Source organism: Bartonella sp. TT121SHDZB (genome assembly GCF_042193415.1).
Taxonomy (GTDB): Bacteria; Pseudomonadota; Alphaproteobacteria; order Rhizobiales; family Rhizobiaceae; genus Bartonella.
In genome coordinates this window covers 118643-142090 of the sequence record NZ_JBHILR010000001.1, presented here as the reverse complement: position 1 = coordinate 142090, position 23448 = coordinate 118643, and the positions used below count along the sequence as shown (strand labels likewise).

The window sequence follows — 23448 nt, the reverse complement described above, 5'->3', positions numbered from 1 at the left end:
TACATTAAAAGCTTACTTGATAATCTTTAAAAGTAGAAAATTTTATCTTAGGAGCTCTTTCTGCTTCATAATTTAATGAAAAATGGTTCTCCGCTAAAAAAACTGGATCACCTTCTAAATCATACGCAATAGCAGAGCGGTGATTGCTGAGAAACTTTTGCAACTCATCTTTGCTCTGCGCTGAAATCCAACGGCATAAATTAAAGCGTGCAGACTCAAAATTCACTGGCAAAGAATATTCTATTTTTAATCGCTCTTTTAAAACATCAATTTGCAAAGCACCAATAACACCAATGAGAGAAGGCGACCCATCATCAGGAATAAACAATTGCACAACCCCTTCTTCAGCCATTTGTTGCAAAGCTTCTTTGAGCTTTTTTGCTTTCATTGGATCGCCCAAACAAACACGACGCAAAATCTCTGGTGCAAAATTGGGTACCCCCTTAAAGAGGATATCTTCTCCTTCAGTCAAAGTATCGCCAATACGCAATGTTCCATGATTAGGAATCCCTACGATATCACCAGCATAGGCTTGATCAGCAATTTGGCGCGAACGCGCAAAGAAAAATTGTGGAGCCGAAAGTGTCATCGGTTTTCCTGTTCGGACCAACTTTGTTTTCATACCACGTTCAAGTGTTCCCGAACATACCCGAAAAAATGCAATACGATCACGATGATTAGGATCCATATTCGCTTGAATTTTAAAAACAAATCCTGTCATTTTAGGTTCAGTTGCTATGACATTGCGCTGATCTGCACTTTGATCACGAGGACTTTGACCAAAATCTATAAGCGCATTGATCAAATCACGAACACCAAAATTTCGTAAAGCTGAACCAAAATAAACCGGTGTCATATGACCTTCACGGAAAGCTTGAAGATCAAAATTCTTGCAAACACTTTGAGCAAGTTCTACCCCTTCAATAAAAGTGGAACGTTGATATTCAGGGAGTAAATGGACAACCTCTCTGGGATTTGAAACTATTTTCTGTGTTATCTCATCATCTTTTTGACGAAACCGATTATGATGAAGGTCATAGGTCCCGACAAAATCTTTACCCGACCCAATGGGCCATGTTATGGGGGCGGTATCAAGAGCAAGCTTTTCTTCAATTTCATCTAAAAGCTCTATAGGATCACGTGCCTCACGATCCATTTTATTGATAAAAGTAACAATAGGAATATCCCGCATCCGACACACTTCAAACAGTTTTAGTGTTCTAGGCTCAATCCCGCGGGCCCCATCCAATACCATGATAGCACTATCAACAGCTGTAAGCGTGCGATAAGTATCGTCTGCAAAATCTTCATGGCCTGGGGTATCTAGGAGATTAAAAATATGATTTTCATATTCAAACGTCATCACAGAAGTCACAACAGAAATACCACGATCACGCTCAATATTCATCCAGTCAGAACGGGTTTGAATACGATCTTTTTTGGCTTTTACTTCTCCTGCAAGTTGAATAGCACCACCAAACAATAAAAGCTTTTCCGTCAATGTTGTTTTCCCAGCATCTGGGTGAGCAATAATTGCAAATGTACGGCGTCGCTTTACTTCCTGCACTCTTCGTTCCATTATTCCTCCATAGGTCGTGCAAGTGTTTCAGCAATCAGTGCACGCATTTCATTAATCCCATAAAGCGCTATAAATGATCCCCATCGTGGACCTCGCTCTTGTCCAAGAAGGACTTCATACAACATTTGAAAAAAAACATTGGAAACACCAGGCCCACCTTCAGGGCTTTTTTTGCTATGATCTTGATAGCGTTCCGTTAACCGTGCAACATCAAGAAGCATATTTTGTAATATGTTGCCATCAACAGTTTCAGGTAAATGAGCTAATTTTTCATCAATTTGTGCTAATGTTGCTCGTTCGCTGTCATCTGGTATACGAAATTTTTTGTTTGGTTTAACAAAAACATCAAAATACTTAATGGCAAACTTCACCAATTGATCAAGTTCTGGATACGTTTGTGCATTTGCTCCTTTAGCGTAACGAGAAATAAAACCCCAAAGAACTTCTGCATTCTCCGCATTTGAAGCACTTACCAAATTCAAAAGCATCGCAAAGGATACAGGCAAATCAACCTGCGGTGGACAACCATTATGAATATGCCATACAGGATTACTAAGCCGTTCTTGCCAACTTTGACGACCATAAGCAGAAAGATGCGCATAATATTCATCCACAGCTTTAGGAATAACATCAAAATAAAGCCTTTTTGCTGTTTTGGGTTTTGAAAACATATAAAGCCCTAAACTCTCTGTTGGGGCATAAGTAAGCCATTCATCAATGGTTAAGCCATTTCCCTTGGATTTGGAAATTTTCTGCCCTTTCTCATCTAAAAAGAGCTCATAATTAAATCCTTCTGGAGGCTTTCCACCTAGTACTTTACAAATTTTAGAAGAAAGATTTGTGGAATCGATAAGATCTTTTCCTGCCATTTCATAATCAATGCCAAGCGCTGTCCAGCGCATTGCCCAATCAACCTTCCACTGACACTTAACTTTTCCCCCCGTAACCTCTGTTTCTATAGTTTCTCCTGTTTCAGGTTCAATATAAGTGACTGTCCCTTTTTCAACATTCCGCGCAATCATCGGCACCTGTAATACTTTTCCAGAAAAAGGGGAAATCGGTAAAAAGAGAGAATAGGTCGCCTGTCGCTCTTCACCCAATGTTGGTAAAATAATTGCCATCACCTTGTCATAACAAGCAAGGATTTTTAAAAGTGTTTCATCAAAACGACCGGAACTGTAATAATCCGTAGCACTTGCAAATTCATAATCAAAACCAAAACGATCAAGAAAAGCCCGTAAACGTGCATTATTTGCCGCCCCAAAAGAAGGATAATCATCTCCAAAAGGATCAGGTACACGGCTCAAAGGTTGACCAAGATAATGTTCCATCTTTTTGCGATCTGGTACATTTTCAGGAACCTTGCGCAAACCATCCATATCATCAGAAAAACAAAGCAATTTTGTTTTTATTTTATTCTCCGTGAGAATATGAAATGCATGACGCACCATGGTCGTACGTGCAACTTCTCCAAAAGTTCCAATATGCGGTAAACCAGAAGGTCCATAACCGGTCTCAAATATTACACTGTCTGGATAACCCGTCTTTTCATACCGTTTGATAATCTTACGTGCTTCTTCAAATGGCCAAGTTCTCGATTGAGCAGCCGCATCCTTTAATTCAGGCGTAAGGCTAAGGGCATCACACTGATTACGCATCATTATTTATCCTAAAAATTATAATCTTTCAAAGTAGGGTGTATGGTTCTTGAATTTATTCGTCAATAATAGCAAGCAAAAAGATGAAAATTTCTTTATACTCTTAAGTCACAATACAAAAACCGCCTTCGTTATAAACATATTTTGTTCTGATAAAAATCAAAAACATTCAATATTATAAAGCAAAATTGACTTGTTTTGATTATCGAAGCCTTCATTGCTATGATTATCATGGGTTTTGCTTATTATATTTATTAGCGCAAAAGATAAGCTTCTAGTATTGAACGAAAGAACTGTAAAAACCAACAGAAAAAATGCTTAAACTAGGCATTTCATACAAAAGCATTGCCCCACATGATACTTATCAAAGTATTTTTTATTTCTTTTCTTTATCACCTTGATGACGCTTTGCTAATGTACGTAAACGTAGGGCATTTAATTTAATAAAACCAGTTGCATCTCTTTGATCATAAACACCTTGATCATCCTCAAAAGTTACCAATTCACTCGAATAAAGTGATTTTTTACTTTGGCGCCCTTCAACAATCACGTTCCCCTTATAGAGCTTTAACGTGACTTCACCTTCAACATGCTCTTGAGATAAATCAATCGCTGCCTGTAACATCTTACGTTCGGGAGAAAACCAAAAGCCATAATAAATGAGTTCTGCATAACGCGGCATCAATTCATCTTTCAAATGAGCGGCACCCCGATCTAGCGTTAAAGATTCTATAGCTCTGTGAGCCGTCAAAAGAATGGTCCCCCCTGGTGTTTCATAAATACCCCGCGATTTCATACCTACAAAACGATTTTCTACCAAATCCAACCGACCAATACCATTATCCCGCCCATAATGATTCAATTCTGCAAGTAAAGTTGCAGGAGATAAATTTTTTCCATTGATTGAGACAGCATCGCCTTTTTTAAAGCCAAGAGTGATGATGGTCGCTTGATCTGGAGCATCTTCCGGCGAAAGAGTACGCATATGGACATATTCAGGAGCAGGAAATGCCGGATCTTCTAAAATCTTTCCTTCTGATGAAGAATGTAATAAATTTGCATCCACTGAAAAAGGTGCTTCGCCTTGCTTATCCTTTTCTATAGGAATTTGATGCATACGCGCAAATTCAAACAGATCTGTCCGACTCTTAAAATCCCAATCACGCCATGGAGCAATAATCTTTATATCAGGATTAAGCGCATAAGCGGAAAGCTCAAAGCGTACCTGATCATTGCCTTTGCCCGTTGCTCCATGAGCAATTGCATCTGCCCCTGTTTCCTTAGCAATTTCAATAAGACGTTTTGAAATAAGTGGACGTGCAATTGATGTTCCTAAAAGATAAGTCCCTTCATAAACGGTATTGGCTCGAAACATCGGAAACACAAAATCACGCACAAATTCTTCGCGCAAATCTTCAATGTAGATTTCTTTAACACCTAGCATTTCAGCTTTACGACGAGCAAGTTCTAGCTCTTCCCCCTGCCCCAAATCTGCTGTAAAAGTTACAACTTCAACACCTAGCGCACTTTGTAACCATTTGAGAATAATTGACGTATCCAATCCACCTGAATAAGCCAAAACAACTTTTCTAATATTTTGCCACTTTTTCATTTTAACGTTCTATATGAGCTACTTTTTGTATTTCTACCCAAAAATCAAAACGATGCAAGAAATATAAAAATAAATTCTTTTTAAGCAACATTAAAAAGACGCAAAAAGCGTAAATAAAGGTGCCTCAAAGTATAAATAATGAACACTGCTTAAAAATAAAAGGAGATTTACGTGTCATTTCTACCGGAGTGGTCTATTGTTGTACAATTTGCTTTAGCATCGTTGATTTTAGCACTTATTCCAGGACCAGATATGATGCTTTCTGTAGGACGAACCATTACACAAAGCAAAAAAGCTGGAATTATGTGCGCCTTGGGTAGTGCAACAGGGTTTGCCATTCAGGTTACCGCTGTAGCACTTGGCTTATCAGCGCTTATTTTTGCTGCACCACATACTTTTGTTCTTCTGAAAATTGTTGGCGCCTTTTATCTTTTATGGTTTTCCTTTCAAGCGTTACGGAGAAATCCGACATTTTCCTTTGAACCAACATCTTCTAAATCTCAAAGCTCTAAACGTAACTATCTTGCTGGTATTGGAATTAATCTTCTCAATCCTAAAGTTATACTCTTTAACGCGACATTCTTACCACAATTTATCAATGCGAATGATCCTATGGCAACACAAAAGTTACTCTTCTTAGGACTCTCTTATATTCCTATTTCTTTCCCCATTACAATTGCAATCGTTTTTACAGCGCATAAACTTACCAAAATTCTCAAAAAAAAACCTCTTTATATTCGTATTCTCGACTGGCTTATCGCTGGTATTTTTACCAGCTTTGCCCTCCATCTCCTTATAGTTACAAAACATTGATTTATACGTGTAATGTATCGCTTTTAATTTAAATAAAACACAAATATTGTAAGATTCTCTCATTCTGGAACTGTTTATGTTGAATTAAACAACACCTTTCCCCTTAGTAATCACAAGCAAAGCTGGAATTTTCGTATGGACAAAAACTATCTAAGAAAAGAATAAAAATACCTCTTATGAACCATCTTAAGTGCCAAAAACTGTTACAATATTGGGAGCTGAAAAATAGAATGGTGCTACTAACTTACGCCTTTGTTAAACGTAAAGATGGGACAGTATATACATCTTCACAGAAGCTTTTATGTTATATTCCTCAGGCATTATCGTGATATGAGGAGTGCACTAAGAGATACTTAAAAAACATATCAATGGGCAACTCAATGGTATTTATATTTTAGATCCTCTGTTTTGCTTGTGAAGCATGATCTCATTAAAAAACGTCATAAACAAAAGCATGAGGCAATGCACAATTTCCACTCTTAAAAAATATTATCGTAGATGCTTTTAAAAATCATAAAACCGAATTAAAGAGTATGATAATTAGTTACGATCCTTAAGACTTTATGTTCCCTCTAAATTAGGCTTTCTCCTCTTTTCAGAGATTACAAAAACAGACTGTAAAGAATATCTTTCCCCCTATTTAACATATAAAAGCTGGAACTGTTCGTCTAGTACTTATCCATTTTAATCTCTATCTCACATATCCCATCGCATGAGGTTTGGATATTAAATTACAAACAAAAAAGCACAGGCTTTATATCACTATATCACTGAAAATAGCGTTAACTAGTGACCAACGGCATCTTCAAATCGCAAACGTTCAGATTTCCGTAAGCGCTCTGAAGCCGATTTAAGCTGTCCACATGCCGCTAAAATATCGCGTCCACGCGGTATCCGAATAGGAGAAGCATAGCCCGCTTGATTAACGACATCGGCAAAACGCTCGATTTGCTCCCAATCAGAACACTGATAATTACTCCCTGGCCACGGATTAAAAGGGATTAAATTAATCTTAGCAGGAATCCCTTTCAATAACTGAATCAATCGCTTAGCATCATCTAAACTATCATTGATATCTTTCAGCATAACATATTCAAATGTGATTCGTTTTGCATTGGAAAGACCAGGATAATTACGGCAAGCATCCATTAGTAAAGCAAGCGGATATTTTTTATTAATGGGAACAAGCATATCCCTTAGTGTATCGTGTACTGCGTGGAGTGAAATCGCCAACATAACACCAATTTCTTCTCCAGTTCGGATAATTCCAGGAACCACTCCACTGGTCGAAAGCGTAATACGACGTTTTGATAAAGAAAGCCCATCGCCATCAGAAGCAATTAATAAAGCTTTTTTTACAGCTTCAAAATTATAAAGAGGTTCTCCCATTCCCATCATAACAATATTGGTAATTTTGCGCCCTTCAACAGGAACAATTACCCCATCAGGGATATTCTTATCAGGAAAATCACCCAAACAATCACGTGCAACCAATAGTTGTGCCAAAATCTCTTCTGCGGTCAGATTACGAACAAGCATCTGCGTTCCCGTATGGCAAAAAGAGCAGGTTAACGTACACCCTACTTGCGATGAAAGACATAAAGTACCACGTCCTTCTTCAGGGATATAAACTGTTTCAATTTCAACAGGTCTTCCAGCTCCACGTGCAGGAAAACGTAAAAGCCATTTACGTGTACCGTCTTTTGATATTTGTTCTCCAACAATTTCTGGGCGCGCAATGGAAAAATGGCACTTAAGTGTTTCTTGCATTGCTTTAGAAATATTCAGCATCTCATCAAAATTTGAAACACCACGCACATAAAGCCAATGCCAAAGCTGACGCACACGCATACGCGTTTGATGCTCTGGTACACCAACTGTCTTTAAAGCTTGCGCCATTTCATCTTGCGACAAACCAATTAAAGAGAGCTTAGAACTCTCCTTCACGACCACATTATCTGTTTTTCGTGCAAAACATGAACCAACTGGTCTAAGGTCATAAGAAATGGCCATTGCTTTCCAATTCACATCACTATTTTAGAAGTTATCAAAACCTTAATGGCACTTTTGAGCTGCATTTAATGCAGCAGTAACCCCTTTTAAGGAATAAGTATAGGTGGTATGCGTTCCTCTTTTTGATATCGCTTGCACTGTCATATTGTTTCCAGCACGCATAGCAGAAACAAGCTGCTTTTCTAGCTCTGATGACGCCAACCAAGCTGAGGAATCCTTCGTGAAAAAATCAAAGTCCTTATTTCCAATGGTCACTGTCACTCTCGACCCTTCTTGAAGTGTATAACCAGCCATGAACTGCGGTTCAAACAAAACAGGTGAATGAGAACGCTTGGTAATTAAGAAAAAGTTATCACCATGATTAACCGTCGTTGGAAGAGCCTTCAAAGGTACCGATAACACATAGCAAATCGTATTTTTGGGCGATTTATAAGAATAGGCCCCCCATGCTTCAAATTGATTTAAACGATTTGGCGTTTGCGCATACACGGCCCCAGCTGTAACCAGAACCATTACAGATGCAGCAATAACAGTTTTTTCAAACATCTTTATTTAGCTCTCTTCTTTAGTCTCTAACAAGATTCTCTGCATTGGAAAAATTCAAAAAAAACTCGATACTCATGGTATCACTGTCCTAATTCCTCCAATAAGCGAAATTTTTCACACCAACCAAAATAGATTTCTACGTTTCATTGTGACCTTTTAGTTGTTACCAAAATATAAATTTCTTATTCAATAACCACATTAAAAAATAACATTTTAATTTTACGCTACTCATTTCGTTTTTGTATAAAAAACGATTTCTTTAAGCAAATAGAACTTCAAAACAAGATAAAAATATACCACCACTCTGTTAAGAAATAAACTATACTCTTTATATCATAAGCAATCTGCTGCAAAATTTCGAAAATACCCCCTGTACTCCCCAAAAAATTTCATAGCCTTGCGAATATCACTTCTCGACCTCACACATTCAATACATTTATTTCGTAAAATCGTAAAATACCCCACCTTTCACTCATTATAGTGTATTCATACTTCGTATTCAATATCGTCTCGATATCGCTTTTTCATAATCTTCAAAATATCTTGAGAAAATAATAAACTATTATAAATATATTAATCATAAAACATAAAGAATTTAAATTCTGTCTTAACAACTACATGCAACTTTGTTTTTTTCGTTCCTATCAACTCTTCCTATATATTTCATCTCCAATTGTTAATTCCTAAAATGATTTTAATCGCTTATAATAGCTTAAACATATTATTTTAAATGTATTAGATAATACCTTTCGTCCTGTTACCAAAAACTTCTTAAGAATTTTTTGACAAGTTCCCTTATCTTATTTTTAAGTAATTTATAAAAAAAATATAAAACTTTTTTCTACAGAAATTCTAACATTATCGTTTTTTCAATAACATTTTAATCAATTAAAGCACACTTGAATAAATCTTTCCACGCACAAAAAACTCTTTCTTCCAACCTAAGATTAATTTTCATTCTTGCCGTACAAAATTATTTTTTAATTGATCTCTTTGAATTATGAAGAAGCAGCTGGTACTATTACACTATTTGCCAGCCCCAATGTTGCAACAACTCTTGGCACTTGAGACAGTTCATTAGAAACATTTTACTTCTTTCTTGTACAGTTTTATCACCACGCTAATTCCGCTTATAACGTACAAGCAAATGGTTTTGATTAATTCAACATAAATAGATTTGGAATAAGAAAATTTTACGATATTCAGGTCTCTCATTCAACATGAAAAATAGTTAATTATCTTTATAAATCAATATATTGATATACAGATAATACAATATATATCTTTCTGCTTGATCCTTAATAATATTATCCCTAAACACTCAAACTCGATTTACAAACAAATTCAATACATGAATAAACTTTCCTATTGATTTTATCCCCCCTAAAAGGATGAAGATTCTTAACCCAATCTGGCCTGTAAACAGTTCGAATTCTCGTCGAGCGAGCTCCTTTTGTCTTTTCCACTCATGTGATTCACTTAACAAAAAGCTCTACAAACAAGTCCTACTTAAGAATATTTATCATATATTCTAAAAGCATTTAATGTATTAAGGAGACTTACAGTCTTTATCTCACCACACTTCAAATGATAGTGTTTTACAGTATATAGGATAACTGAATCCACGAACATAATGATTGTATGCTTTAATATAAGTACAAGTACTTTGTTTCTGTCGCTTGCTCTTTAAAAAGAAGGTTCGCTTAGAAACGATTTTTTAAAACTGTATGACTTAACCTTTTATTATCTGTTCTTTAATATAAAAATTATATTATTTTCTACGCTCTGCGGTGCATACCTCGCAATTTATATACTCATAATACCTTTTAAGCCGCATTTGATTCTGAAGTTTGAATCAATAAAGTATAAAGCGCATTGGCATTATGCGTATTACGCAATTTTTGCACAACATCAGCATGACGCAAAATACGTGCAATCTGTGATAAAGCTTTTAAGTGATCTGCACCAGCATTTTCAGGTGCTAAAAGAAGAAAAACGAGATCTATAGGTTCGTCATCGAGAGCCTCAAAATCAACAGGACTTTCAAGACGTGCAAATATACCAATAATCCGATTAATATCAGGTAATTTCCCATGAGGAATCGCAATACCACCACCTAGCCCCGTTGAACCAAGCTTCTCGCGTTGCAAAACAACATCAAAAATTACATGCTCACTAAGACCTGTTAGCTGAGACGCTTTTTCGGCTAAAATTTGTAGAACTTGTTTTTTCGAATTAGCTTTAAGGGCCGGAATGATTGCTTCCGGTGCTATTAACTCACTCAAATTCATCCTTTAATTTTCCTTTTACACGCTTAAATGCTCACCTATAAACAGTACAGATACTTAAAGTTCTTCCTCGTGCATCATCGCATGTGTTTTTATTTTTTAATTTATAACGGGTGATGGATTAGTACATGTCATAATCACTTTTAACACAACAATAAATAATATTTATCTCCTCATTAACAGCAGAGAAAAGAAAGAAATGAAGCTGTTCACAAAATTAATTTCCTTAAGACACTAAAAAAGGTCATTATTCATAAATTTATTAAACTTGTCACAAGAGTTTAATGTATAATTCCCAATAAAATTTTTTCTCTCTTTAAAAACGGACTCTTAATAGAATGAGAAGCATATTGAGCAAAAATGATTATTTTAAAAGATTTATAGATTTAGCTTGATATCTATAGCCGAGCTCCTATTTTGAAATATTCCATACAAACCAATAAAACACGACAATCCCTCTTGAATAACCGCAATATACAATTGGTGCTCCCATCAAAATATCCGAACAGCATCATCGATATGTTCTTTGATTCGACAAAGAAAATATGATGAATATCTCTTACCTTTCAATAACACATGTATTTATTTACAGCCTCGTTTATCACTCATTTTTAAGTTAATCTAGTGATATCTTTCCTATGATACAATCATGAGTAAGTTAACCAATAAAACAACAAACCTATCTTATAGTGATGAAGCCTTTTGCACCATTCAATAAAAATATTTCAAGATTATAGTCATAAAAGAAGTTTTGACATAAATAAGGAAATTTTCAATAATAATGTCTAGTTAAACTTAAATGAAAGCTCGTGAAAGCTGTAAAATCAAAGAGAAAACTGATTTCCCAAATAAATCCTGCGTACATCAACGTTGTTGATAATATCATTAGGACAACCGTGAATTAACACCTGACCTGTGTGAATAATATAAGCGCGGTCAACAAGCCCTAATGTCTCGCGCACATTATGATCCGTTATTAAAACACCAATGCCACGCCTCGTTAAATGACGAATAAGTTGTTGAATATCGAAAATAGCGATAGGATCAATTCCTGCAAATGGTTCATCAAGTAACATAAAATTAGGACGAGAAGCTAAAGCGCGCGCAATTTCAAGTCGCCGACGTTCACCCCCAGATAACGAAAGTGCAGGCATTTTACGTAAATGATCAATTTTAAATTCATGTAAAAGGCTATCTAACTCTTCACGTTGTTTAAAGCGATCTTTTTCAACAACCTCTAAAACAGCTTTAATGTTATTTTCTACTGAAAGACCACGAAAAATAGAGGCTTCCTGTGGAAGATATCCAATACCTAAACGTGCACGTCGATACATCGGAAAATGTGTAATATCAAATCCATTAATTTTAATGGATCCTCCATCAGATTTTATGAGCCCCATAACCATATAAAAACAAGTTGTTTTACCTGCCCCATTGGGACCTAAAATACCAACGGCTTCTCCCGTACGAATGCTAAAAGAAACACCGTTAACAGTTCGTCTTCCCCGATAAACTTTAATCAAATGGCTGGCAATCAAGGTCCCTTTTAAGCGCTTTTTTGAAGCTTCACTTGCAAGATCATACCTATCAATCTGTTTTTTTCTTTTGATTCCAAACATGAAATCTTAATGGCCATTCTTTTGATTTTGTTTTAAAATAATAGAAACACGACCTTTTTTCTTAGGCGTCTCACAGCCTTCTAAAAAAGCCTTCCCGCTTTCCATATTTGCCGTTAGTTTGCACCCTGTTGCCACATTGTCACCATCAGTTAACACAACATGATTCCCTGTCAAGCTCATCATTTTTGACTTTCCATCAAAAACGCCTTTATCACCCGTAGCAATTTGCGTAGCAATTTTTATATAGACTTTTCCTAAAGCCTCCATTTTTTTTATGCTCGACGACCCCAATAAAGCAACAGATAATGTCTTTGTATCTTCCTTGTTTCTATCAGTTTTTTTATAGGCTTTATCGTAGTAAACAACTAATTTTGCCGTTCGTAAAAGACGTTCACCTTGCATTACTGAAACATCACCCTTAAAAAGCGCTATCCCTTCTTTTTCGCGTATTTCTAAAGAATCTGCATGAAGTTCTACCTGTTCTTTGCCGTTTGATAGACTTATTCCAAAATGAGCTACTTCAGCATATCCTAAAATTGCTCCTCCTTCTAACATTCCCATGCTAAAAGCCAACGTCATACCTATCCATCTTTTGTATGATCCCATTATTTCAATTCTTCTGTTTATATATAGACATACTTCTCTTTTAAATATCCCTTTAAAGATCCGTATTGATATTCCGTCATTGCTTTCGAATCACTAAATGCACACCACCATGAAAATACATGTTTTTTCCTTTTTCTCGAATTTGCAAGGCATTTGCTGCAAGATGAAAACCTGCTCGTTGAATATTAACACGTTGATCTGTTTTTAACTGTCCCTCGGATAAGTTAATACTAGCTGACATAAATTGTACCATCATCCCATCGTTCGTCGTAATGGTGAATGGCTTATCCAACTGTAAAAAACCATTAATGTTATCGTAAACCCCCCCTTGTGCTGCGAGAAAAACCTGTCTTTGTTGGCCCATAAATGCTCTAGCTGTAATGTTTTGCAACCCAATCATTCCAGCGTGTGCATGGTCTTGAAATGCCTTTTCTGCTTTAAGCCAATAAGGCTCATGAGCACGCGTATACCCTTCTAATTTTGGATTAAGCATCGTCAAATTCATCACGCCACTTTCTCCATTATGCAAAGGCATAGAATCAGAAGTAACGGGAATCAAGAAAAACGTAAACCAGCAAAAAACCAGCGCTGAAAGCAACGCTAAGAGAGGTAAAAAAATTTTTAATATGCTAATACGACGCGAATGACGGGATGCTTTTTTTAAAACATCTCCAAAAGATAATTGCGTTGAAAAGGCTTCATAATGTTTGTGTACGGACATACTCTCCTGATCTCTTAAATACTCCGCATTTTTAATTTGTATAACCTTTATAGAAGGTATTTTCAAATTTTGTTTCTTGCAATTTGTTTTTTCTTGATTTTATTTTGCTTTTATCCGTTTATATATTGTAATATGCATGGAGTGCACAATTACAAAAATTTTTTTGTGTGAAAGTGAGGCTATTGTGGTAAAATCAGAGCTTGTGCAAATTATTGCTCGTCATAACCCGCATCTTTTTCAACGTGATGTGGAGAATATTGTAAACGCTATTTTTGAAGAAATTGCAACAGCACTTGCAAATGGCAATCGTGTTGAACTTCGTGGATTTGGAGCTTTTTCTGTAAAAAGCCGTTCAGCCCGTAATGGACGTAATCCACGAACAGGTGAAGCCGTTTCTGTTGAAGAAAAGTGGATTCCTTTTTTTAAAACTGGCAAGGATTTACGCGACCGTCTTAATCAGTGAGAAACTTATGATAATTAAACGTATTCTTCTAACAAGTATTAGTGTGATTCTCGCAGCGGTTTTGATTGTTTTTATCGTGGCTAATCGTCAAATGGTCCCGTTAACCCTTGATCCTTTTCGAGCAAATCCTGAAAGTTTTACTTATCATGCTCCCCTCTTTATATGGCTCTTTATTTTCTTTGGTTTTGGTGTTTTATTAGGAAATCTGATCAGTTGGTTTTCCTATCACAAATACAAAAAAGCTCTCAAAAAAAGTGAAGCTGAGATTGAAAAATTGAAAACATCTATCACAAATCTTGTGTAATGGTATTTAAATGAAATCTTTTCTCTCTGTATTTTATATTCAGTACAGAGTTAAAAGTGCTCTTTTTCTTTTTTATACATGTTCTAATTGACTTTAGCTTTTTTGCACTTTTACGAAACATTTAAGAGCTTTATAATATATTTTTATACCTCATATACCATGATACAAAACATGCCCACACAATGCTTTCAATCATCCCATAACAATAGATATCCGCAGGAAAAGCTGCCCCTTATTTTAGAAACGGGTATAAGCGAAAACTATGCTCTCATTGATTCTGGTCATGGACAAAAATTAGAACGTTATGGAGCTTACCGCATTATTCGACCAGAAGGTCAAGCACTATGGAAACCCGCTTTACCACAAAAACAATGGGCTGATGTTGATGCTATTTTCACAGGAAACCTTGATGAAGAAGGGGTTGGGCGTTGGCATTTTCCTAAAAAGCCACTTGATGAAACATGGGCTCTTGCTTGGAATGGATTGTCTTTTCTAGGCCGTTTTACTTCCTTTCGTCATGTGGGGGTTTTTCCTGAACAAGATGCCCATTGGCGCTCTATGGAAGAACAAATTGTTAAAGCCGAACGCCCTATAAAATTGTTGAATCTTTTTGGCTATACAGGTATTGCCTCTTTGATTGGAGCACGAGCGGGGGCGAATGTTACCCATGTTGATGCTTCTAAAAAAGCCATTGCGTGGGCAAAAGCTAATCAAGAAAGAGCAGGATTACCAGATCGTTCTATTCGCTGGATTTGCGATGATGCTATGAAATTTGTCGAGCGTGAACTGCGTCGTAAGAAAAGCTATGATATGATTCTTCTTGATCCCCCTGCTTATGGGCGTGGACCCCATGGTGAAATTTGGCAACTGTTTGATCATTTACCAGCTATGATCACAAATTGTCGTAAACTTCTCTCTGATAAACCGCTCTCTGTTGTCCTTACAGCTTATTCTATTCGTGCTTCCTTCTTTGCACTTCATGCTTTAATGCGTGATGCATTTGTAAATCTTGGTGGTACAGTCGAATCAGGAGAACTCATTTTGCGTGAAGAAGTTGCAGGACGTGCTCTTTCTACTTCTCTTTTTAGCCGTTGGATTGCTTGAATATGTGTAGACCCAAAACTGGTAGAGTGAAAGAAATTACCTCTCTTAGCAACCCCATCATAAAAGATCTTAAAGCACTTAGCCAAAAGAAAAACCGTAATAGAGAAGGTCTTTTCATGGCAGAAGGATTGAAATTGGTCATTGATGCTCTCAATCTTGGCTGGACAATACAGACGCTTATTTTTTCTAAAAGTGAAATCGGTAATGCTACCATCGAAAATACTGCCGCACGTGCTGTAGCCAACGGTTGTTTTGTGATTAAAGCCTCACAAAAGGTTATGGAATCACTTACCCGACGCGATAACCCACAAACAGTTATTGGTATTTTCAAGCAAAAATGGCACTCTTTTGAAATGATAAAAGGACAGATTAAAGATGTTTACATCGCGCTTGATCGTGTGCGTGATCCTGGAAACCTTGGTACCATTATTCGAACCGCTGATGCTGTAGGTGCTAAAGGTGTTATTTTAATTGGCGAAACAACAGACCCTTTCTCGCCTGAAACGGTCCGTGCAACCATGGGGTCAATTTTCTCTGTACCACTTTATCGTTTTGATGAAAGCGCCTTTTTAAATTGGTCTGCTCACTTTAAAGGCATGATCGTTGGCACACATCTCAAAGGGTCTCTGGATTATCGGACTCTTGATTTCAAAAATGGTCCTGTTATCCTTTTAATGGGAAATGAAAAACAGGGATTATCAGATATTCTTACAAGTCGGTGTGATAAACTTGCGCGTATTCCACAAAGTGGACGTGCTGACTCGCTTAATCTAGCAGTAGCAACAGCTGTTATGCTTTATGAAATACGTCGCCCTTATTTAACACTAGAACCATGCGAGGAAAAATATGATCCGTAAATCACTCCCTTTTCTTCTCCTTGGCTTAGTTTTTACAATAGGACTTGACCAAGCTGTCAAGTACTGGGTTATGCACAATATGCCTTTAGGAACAGAAATCCCCTTCTTTCCTTTCCTTTCACTTTATCATGTACGAAATTCTGGCATTGCATTTTCGTTCTTTTCTTCCTTTTCTCACTGGGGAATCATTACCATCACAATCATTGTGATTACCTTCCTTTTATGGTTATGGAAAAATACTGAATATAATAAATCTTTTATGCGCTTTGGTCTTATCCTTATTATTGGGGGAGCAATAGGCAATCTTATTGATCGTATTCGCTTTCATCATGTCACTGATTATATCCTTTTTCATATTGATGATATCTTTCATTTTGCTATTTTCAACCTTGCAGATAGTTTTATCACTCTTGGTGTTATTGCCATCCTTATTGAAGAATTGCGTACTTGGATGAAAACAAAACGTCATTCTAACCGCACATCTTCTCATTGATATTCTCATCACCTTAAAAACAAGGGATTCTTGATCATCACAAACCTGATTACAAATTGATTTCTCTTAATCAATTCTTGTTACTCGTCATTCCACGTGTTTCTCTTCCGGAACTATAAGATTTTACTTTCTTTATTTTTTATCCATGTGTCCTAATTTTTGAGGAAATATTTTACAGAATTTAAAGTTCTGTTTATTTGATTAGAACAATTACTTTTCGTATGTTTTTTAGTTTTTACAGGTGTCGTTTTTTACAGTGTTTTTCTTAAACGCTTCGTTTAAAAGCACTCCTTTTTATTTTTATATATTGTTTAATAAACAACATTTTTTCAACTATTTTCAATGTCGTTTTGTTAAAATAACATATTGATTATAAGGATAATTTACCGTTTTGCATATTGAATGAGAGTCGTTAATACCCTAAATTCCTTTTATTTCCAACTTGTGCAGGTTGAATCAATTAAAATCATGTCTCTTGCACGCCAATTCAGCTTGTGTAATGATCTTGATTGATTTTTAATATAACAGATTTTAAATCGGCGAATATCACGATATTAGGGAATATCATTTAGTATATAAAAAGATTATTGACCATTATATATCAATACATAATCTAAAAACATTCAATTCAACAGGTCTTCTAACCGTGCAGAGTAGATACAAATATTAGAGGTTGGAAAATAGTGTGATGACACTCACTTCTATCTTTATCAATGCAAAAATAGATCAACGCAAAGATAGTGGATAGTTTATAATATATTACATAATTCCTATGAATAATAAAAACTCTTAAATATAACCTTTTTATCTTGCAAAAATATGGCAAAAAATGGAAATATTTTTCATCAAAATAAACTATTTCCTTACTAATTTGTAAGGTTTCTTCTTCAGATAAATCTCTTGTAATTTTTTAATAAATCTCCATAATAAGAGCAGATATGCTGGAATTCCGCCAGTGATTCTTAGGTTTTTTGTATTAGCCAATTTAAGGCTTATACGAAGTTTATGTCTGTGATGACAAAAACACTTTAAGACCCAATAATCTGACGGAACATATGCTAAAGGATTTTATATTATGGCTAATTTTAAAGATTTACGTTCGGCACCTGCTTCTCATGCCGATGCATCAATTGATCAGGGATTACGCGACTATATGTTGGGTGTCTATAATACAATGGCCATTGGTTTGCTTATTACAGCTGCTGCCGCTTATGCAATTGTATCATTAGCAACGACAACAGATATGAGCCAAGCAGCAGCTCAAATCAATAGCAGTATTTATCTAACACCATTTGGAGTAACATTTTATACATCGCCCTTCTCTTATATTGTTATGTTTGCACCGCTCATAGCAGTTTTATTCCTCAGTTTTAAAATTAATACATTGAGTACAAATGCTGCTCGTAGCCTCTTTTTTGGTTATGCTGCTCTGGTTGGCCTTTCATTGTCTTCAATCATTTTGCGTTATACGACAGAAAGCATTGTGCAAACCTTTGTCATTTCCGCCGCAGCTTTTGGAGCCCTTTCGCTTTATGGATACACAACAAAACGTGATCTTACAGCAATCGGTTCATTCTTATTTATGGGATTGATCGGCTTGTTGCTTTCCATGATTGTGAACATTTTTCTTGGATCAAGTGCTTTGCAATTTGCTATCTCCGTAATTGGTGTTTTTATCTTTGCTGGTTTAACAGCTTACGATACCCAAAACATTAAATTGATGTATTATGAAGGAGATGAAAGCGATACTAGAGGACGTAAAGTTATTATGGGCGCATTGAATCTTTATCTTGATTTCATCAATATGTTTGTCTTCTTACTACAGTTTCTTGGCTCAAACCGTGATTGATTGCAAAAATCATAACTTAATTAAAGAACCTTGTTTCTAAAAGAGACAAGGTTCTTTTGTTTTTAGTATAAATCTTTACCCTCCGCTTCTTAGAGACTACTCTTTTCGCAAAATGACAAAAATCCCTTATAAGCAAAAATTCCCTTGGTTTACCGGTTTTATCCAACAAAAACTCCATAGCTCCTTTTTAAATACAATTCACAGCCGCTCTCATCATCAATCAAACATCGTCAATCAAAATAGTAATTATGATCTGACCGTTGCTTCCTATAATGTGCATAAATGTGTAGGTGTTGATAAAGTTTTTAATCCTACACGTATTGTACGTGTTATTACTGAGTTACAAGTTGATATCCTTGCTCTTCAAGAAGCAGATAAACGTTTTGGAGAACGCATTGGCTTGATTAATCTTCAGCTATTAAAAGCTGAAACCGGTTTGATTCCTGTGCCTCTGAACACCATGTCACCTCATGGTCATGGTTGGCATGGGAATGCTCTTTTTTTACGAAAGGGATATGTACGTGACACTTTACAAGTCACTCTTCCTGGTATTGAACCACGTGGGGCTGTAATTGTAGAGTTGGAAATGGCAGTAGGCCCTATTCGTATTATTGCGGCTCATTTTGGCTTATTACGTTATTCTCGTAAACAACAAACAAAAATGCTCCTTGCAATTTTGCAAAAACGCTCCCTCATGCCTACACTCCTCATTGGAGATTTTAATGAATGGCGGATAGGTAAAGGATCATCTTTAAACCATTTTTTTCCCTATTTCGATAACACACTTGAAGTTGTACCAAGTTTTCCCTCTCGCTTTCCTTTTTTAGCCCTTGATCGCGTTTTTGCTTTTCCCCACCAATTGGTAACAAGTGTTGAAAACCATCATTCACCGCTTGCACGCATTGCCTCAGACCATTTGCCTATCAAAGCTTACCTTAATCTTGCCAACGCAATGAACATCCTTAAAAAATAAATGAAAAACGTTAATGTGCCTCATCCCAATTTTGAGCCGTCATGACTTTCACTTCAAGTGGTACAGACAAAGATAAAACCGGCATTGTAGCATTTTCCATAACATTTTTAACAACAGCCATGGTTTTTTCACTCTCTTCTTTTGGTACTTCAAAAATCAACTCATCATGCACTTGTAGCAACATTTTTGCTGATAGGCTTTCTCCTTTTAAAGCATCTTCCATCTGTATCATAGCACGGCGAATAATATCTGCTGCAGAGCCTTGAATCGGAGCATTGATAGCTGCTCGCTCATTAAGAGAACGAATTTTTACATTCTTTGCTTTTATTTCTGGGTAATGGATACGACGTCTAAAAATTGTTTCTACAAAACCATTTTCACGTGCAAAGGTTTTTGTCTTTTCCATATAATCTTTAATTCCTGGAAATCTTTCAAAATACAATTGAATATAACGACCCGCTTCTTGGCGTGAAATTCCCAATTGATTGGCTAACCCAAAAGCTGAAATACCATAAATAATACCGAAATTAATCGCTTTTGCACGCCGTCGTATATCCGAATGCATTCCTTCTATCGCAACGCCAAACATTTGTGATGCCGTTATAGCGTGAATATCATGCCCTTTAGCAAAAGCTTCTTTTAATGCTTTTATATCCGCAATATGTGCAAGAATGCGCAATTCAATCTGACTATAATCAGCAGAAAGCAATACATGTCCTCTAGGTGCAATAAAAGCTGTTCGAATTTTACGTCCTTCAGCAGTTCGCACTGGAATATTTTGCAAATTTGGCTCTGATGATGATAACCGACCTGTTGATGTTATTGCCAAAGAATAATTCGTATGAACACGCCCTGTTTTTGGAAAAATATAAGAAGGCAAAGCGTCTGTATAGGTAGATTTTAGCTTTGCAAGTTGACGCCACTCAATAATTTTACGCAGTAAAATATGACCTTCAGCAGCCAACTCTTCTAAGGTTTGTGCAGAAGTTGACCATTGTCCACCCTTAGTTTTGGCGCCTCCGGGCAATCCCATTTTGCCAAAAAGGATATCACCTAATTGCTTTGGCGAAGCAAGATTAAACTTTTCATCAGCTTGTTTGTAAATTTCCTCTTCTAGAATCAAAGCGGCTTGCGCTAACTCTCCTGAAAGACGCAACAAAATCTGCCGATCAACAAGAATCCCTCGCTCTTCCATTCTTGCAAGAACTTCTATAAGTGGTCGATCAAGGCGCTCATAAATTTTTACCATTCCTTGAGCGACAAGTTGCGGTTTCAAAATTTGCCAAAGGCGTAGGGTTATATCGGCATCTTCCGCCGCATAAAGGGTAGCTTGTTTTAAATCTACTTGCGCAAAAGAAGTAATTTTTTTTCCTTTATGCGTTAAATCCTTATAGGTAATTGGTTTATGTCCAAGCCAACGTTCAGACAAATCATCCATATTATGGGTTAAAGTTCCAGCATCTAGAGCATATGACAAAAGCATAGTGTCGTCAAAAGAACGTATAACAATGTCGTATTGCTTCATCACTAACCAATCATATTTTATATTCTGACCAATTTTTAACAGTGCTGAATCTTCTAATAGCGGTTTTAAAAGTGCTAAAGCTTTTTGGGTCTCAATTTGAGAAGTAATGCGCCCGCCCCTCAAAAGATCTTCTTTTTCCTCAAAATGTTCAAGAGGTATATAGGCTGCCTTTCCCGGCTGTAATGCAAGTGAAAAACCAACAAGCTTTGCTTGCATCGGATCAAGAGACGTTGTTTCAGTATCAAAAGCAAAAAAACCCTGCTCTTGTGCTTGTGATAACCACTCTTTTAAAACTTCCTCATCAAGAATTGTTGTGTAAGTATCTCTTGTAATTTTTTGAGTCAGTGCTTGATCTTTACGCTTTTGTGCAAAAACTTGTGGAGAGTTTTCAGAAAAATTATGAAGTGATATGTGTTCAATGTTTTTTATATCAGAATCATGCCCATCGCTTGTTTTTTCCCATTCAACATTTATATCAAGTGCATCAATAATAGCGGCATCGCATGTCGTTGCCTCTGCTACGCGACGCGTTAATGTTGAAAACTCCATCGCTTTCAAAAAAGCAATTAAACGTGGACCATCTTGTGGCTCCAAAATAAAATCATCTAAATCACTATCTATAGGAACATCTGTTTTAAGCCTAACAAGTTCACGAGAAATTTTAACTTGTTCTCTATAGGCTTGAATGTTTTCACGCCGTTTTGTTTGTTTAATTTCTGTTACGCGTTGCAATAAAAGATCAAGAGAACCAAATTCATTTAACAACTGAGCTGCAGTTTTGGGACCAATGCCTGGAATACCTGGTATATTATCCGTTGAATCTCCAATCAAAGCTTGTAAATCAATCATTTTTTCAGGTGCAACACCCCATTTTTCTATAACTTCTGAAATACCTATATGCTTGTCTTTCATTCCATCATACAAGGATACATGCGTATTTACGAGTTGCATAAGATCCTTATCAGAAGAGATAATGGTTGTTTTTGCCCCAACCTTTGTTGCCAATTTTGCATAGGTAGCAATTAAATCATCCGCTTCAAAACCTTCCTTTTCAATACAAGGCAAATTAAAAGCCTTTGTTGCTTGGCGTATCAGAGAAAATTGAGGAATTAAATCTTCAGGAGGCTCAATGCGATTCGCCTTATATTGAGGATAAATTTGTTTCCGAAAAGTATCAGATGAATAATCAAAAATAACAGCAAAATGTGTTGGAATAATACCAGTAGCTGTATTACGAGCATCACAAAGTAATTTCCATAACATATTACAAAAACCAGCTACTGCTCCTACAGGAAGTCCATCTTTTTTACGTTTTAAAGGCGGCAAAGCATAGTAAGCACGAAAAACGTAGCCTGATCCATCAACCAACAAAAGATGATCTGTTGTTTTCATGACAATTTTATTTCTCCATTTCAGCTAAAAAACAAATTACCCTTATATATTTTTTTCACTTTTATTTTAATTTTTTTTACTTTGCCTCTAAAAAGCCATTTTTTCTTTTCATAAGACGTGAAGTCGTTGCACTTTATATTAAGTACCTAGAGCTTTTCTTTGCTGTTACAGGATTAATAGCTTTCATTTTGCTCCTCCTATGATAGCTGAGGTACAATGTAGCGACAGGGTCGTTGTGGTGTTCCCCTCCCCACAACGACCGTTTTTTTGATATTGATATTCTTTAACTTCAATCGTGATTTTTTTAGAAAAAAAGTAAGAATACTATTTATAAACTTTGAAGTTATTCCACAGAGCCTTTTCACCCATTTTATTGATAAAATCAGCATGCAACCTTTTTTCTTGCTCACTCAATCTTGAAGGTAAAGCCTGTGGGCGAAATTTAATTGCATAAGACATATTTTTGTCACTCTGAATATATTCATCAACACTCTTTCTATTATCAAAACCCAATACGCCCTGCTTTCCACCAATCAGTTCAATATAAACATCGGCTAAAATCTCCGCATCAAGTAAAGCACCATGAAGAACACGATGGCTGTTATCAATTCCAAAGCGTTTGCATAAAATATCAAGAGAATTAGGACCCATAGGAAATTTACGCCGTGCCATAGCCAATGTATCAAGAATATTATCAACACTGATAAGCGGTTTGTTGACACGTTTTAATTCTGCATTAATAAAACCAATATCAAAACTCGCATTATGTGCAATCATCGTCGCATCTTTGATAAATTCCAAAAATTCATCAACAATATCACTAAAACTTTTCTCGTTTTTCAAGCGTTCATTGGTTAATCCGTGAATCGCTACAACTTCATCAGGAATAATAACGCCTTCAGGATTTAAATAAACATGAAATTGGCGTCCTGTGAGATAACGATCAACCATTTCTACACAACCAATTTCGATTACGCGATCTTTCTCTTTATCTAAACCTGTTGTTTCTGTATCAAAAATAATTTCCCGCATA

General features: G+C 36.2%; 19 protein-coding genes. 8 read left to right on the top strand and 11 right to left on the bottom strand.

All coding sequences use genetic code 11. The features are described from left to right. Nucleotides 1-4 precede the first annotated feature (4 nt). The 3 genes from ACFIKI_RS00610 to ACFIKI_RS00600 all read right to left on the bottom strand — a co-directional run bounded on the left by ACFIKI_RS00610 (nt 5) and on the right by ACFIKI_RS00600 (nt 4849). Entirely contained in the window at nt 5-1579 is a 1575-nt protein-coding gene (locus ACFIKI_RS00610; RefSeq protein WP_375622035.1) for a peptide chain release factor 3, read from the bottom strand. Next, a complete protein-coding gene (locus ACFIKI_RS00605; RefSeq protein WP_375645641.1) occupies nt 1579-3240 on the bottom strand; it encodes a lysine--tRNA ligase in 1662 nt (553 codons plus the stop codon). Before ACFIKI_RS00605 ends, ACFIKI_RS00610 begins: the two co-directional genes overlap by 1 nt. 373 nt (nt 3241-3613) lie before the next feature. Next, the gene (locus tag ACFIKI_RS00600; RefSeq protein ID WP_375622037.1) at nt 3614-4849 is read right to left on the bottom strand and encodes an argininosuccinate synthase; all 1236 of its coding nucleotides are present in this window, start codon (nt 4847-4849) and stop codon (nt 3614-3616) included. A gap of 171 nt (nt 4850-5020) precedes the next feature. On the opposite strand from ACFIKI_RS00600, the gene ACFIKI_RS00595 reads away from it, so the two are divergent. Further along, entirely contained in the window at nt 5021-5662 is a 642-nt protein-coding gene (locus ACFIKI_RS00595) for a LysE family translocator (RefSeq protein ID WP_375645640.1), read from the top strand. A gap of 786 nt (nt 5663-6448) precedes the next feature. Here the strand turns inward: ACFIKI_RS00595 and rlmN are convergent. The 6 genes from rlmN to lptC form a co-directional block, all read right to left on the bottom strand. Further along, nucleotides 6449-7675, bottom strand: coding sequence for a 23S rRNA (adenine(2503)-C(2))-methyltransferase RlmN (gene rlmN / locus ACFIKI_RS00590; RefSeq protein WP_375665131.1), 1227 nt, complete (start codon nt 7673-7675; stop codon nt 6449-6451). A 42-nt stretch (nt 7676-7717) separates the two neighbouring features. Continuing rightward, nucleotides 7718-8221 carry an invasion associated locus B family protein gene (locus tag ACFIKI_RS00585; RefSeq protein WP_375665129.1) on the bottom strand — a complete coding sequence of 168 codons (504 nt, stop codon included), beginning with the start codon at nt 8219-8221 and terminating at the stop codon, nt 7718-7720. Nucleotides 8222-10047: 1826 nt separating this feature from the next. Continuing rightward, nucleotides 10048-10512 (bottom strand): PTS IIA-like nitrogen regulatory protein PtsN, encoded by a 465-nt coding sequence (ptsN, locus tag ACFIKI_RS00580; RefSeq protein ID WP_375665127.1) that lies wholly within the window; start codon nt 10510-10512, stop codon nt 10048-10050. 821 nt (nt 10513-11333) lie between these two features. Further along, nucleotides 11334-12128, bottom strand: a complete 795-nt coding sequence (gene lptB / locus ACFIKI_RS00575) for an LPS export ABC transporter ATP-binding protein (RefSeq protein ID WP_375665125.1) — start codon at nt 12126-12128, stop codon at nt 11334-11336. Between the two features lie 6 nt (nt 12129-12134). Further along, entirely contained in the window at nt 12135-12707 is a 573-nt protein-coding gene (locus ACFIKI_RS00570) for an LptA/OstA family protein (protein ID WP_375665123.1), read from the bottom strand. A 103-nt stretch (nt 12708-12810) separates the two neighbouring features. Continuing rightward, nucleotides 12811-13455 carry an LPS export ABC transporter periplasmic protein LptC gene (gene lptC / locus ACFIKI_RS00565; RefSeq protein ID WP_375665121.1) on the bottom strand — a complete coding sequence of 215 codons (645 nt, stop codon included), beginning with the start codon at nt 13453-13455 and terminating at the stop codon, nt 12811-12813. 184 nt (nt 13456-13639) lie between these two features. Here lptC and ihfB point away from each other — a divergent pair, with 184 nt between their 5' ends. The 7 genes from ihfB to ACFIKI_RS00530 all read left to right on the top strand — a co-directional run bounded on the left by ihfB (nt 13640) and on the right by ACFIKI_RS00530 (nt 19498). Further along, nucleotides 13640-13918 carry an integration host factor subunit beta gene (ihfB, locus tag ACFIKI_RS00560; protein WP_273790186.1) on the top strand — a complete coding sequence of 93 codons (279 nt, stop codon included), beginning with the start codon at nt 13640-13642 and terminating at the stop codon, nt 13916-13918. Between the two features lie 7 nt (nt 13919-13925). Beyond that, nucleotides 13926-14222 (top strand): LapA family protein, encoded by a 297-nt coding sequence (locus ACFIKI_RS00555; protein ID WP_375622045.1) that lies wholly within the window; start codon nt 13926-13928, stop codon nt 14220-14222. A 171-nt stretch (nt 14223-14393) separates the two neighbouring features. Continuing rightward, nucleotides 14394-15326 carry a class I SAM-dependent methyltransferase gene (locus tag ACFIKI_RS00550; protein WP_375665119.1) on the top strand — a complete coding sequence of 311 codons (933 nt, stop codon included), beginning with the start codon at nt 14394-14396 and terminating at the stop codon, nt 15324-15326. A 2-nt stretch (nt 15327-15328) separates the two neighbouring features. Next, on the top strand, nt 15329-16183 hold the full coding sequence (locus ACFIKI_RS00545) for a TrmH family RNA methyltransferase (protein WP_375665116.1): 855 nt from the start codon (nt 15329-15331) through the stop codon (nt 16181-16183). Further along, nucleotides 16173-16676, top strand: coding sequence for a signal peptidase II (lspA, locus tag ACFIKI_RS00540; RefSeq protein WP_375665114.1), 504 nt, complete (start codon nt 16173-16175; stop codon nt 16674-16676). Before ACFIKI_RS00545 ends, lspA begins: the two co-directional genes overlap by 11 nt. Before the next feature lie 1075 nt (nt 16677-17751). Next, nucleotides 17752-18525, top strand: a complete 774-nt coding sequence (locus tag ACFIKI_RS00535) for a Bax inhibitor-1/YccA family protein (protein WP_375665111.1) — start codon at nt 17752-17754, stop codon at nt 18523-18525. A gap of 112 nt (nt 18526-18637) precedes the next feature. Beyond that, nucleotides 18638-19498, top strand: coding sequence for an endonuclease/exonuclease/phosphatase family protein (locus ACFIKI_RS00530; RefSeq protein ID WP_375665109.1), 861 nt, complete (start codon nt 18638-18640; stop codon nt 19496-19498). A 10-nt stretch (nt 19499-19508) separates the two neighbouring features. Here the strand turns inward: ACFIKI_RS00530 and polA are convergent, their stop codons facing one another. Continuing rightward, entirely contained in the window at nt 19509-22415 is a 2907-nt protein-coding gene (polA, locus tag ACFIKI_RS00525) for a DNA polymerase I (RefSeq protein WP_375665107.1), read from the bottom strand. Nucleotides 22416-22739: 324 nt separating this feature from the next. Next, nucleotides 22740-23447: a DNA polymerase III subunit epsilon gene (dnaQ, locus tag ACFIKI_RS00520; protein WP_375665104.1), complete on the bottom strand. Its 708-nt coding sequence runs from the start codon at nt 23445-23447 to the stop codon at nt 22740-22742. Between the last annotated feature and the right edge of the window lies 1 nt (nt 23448).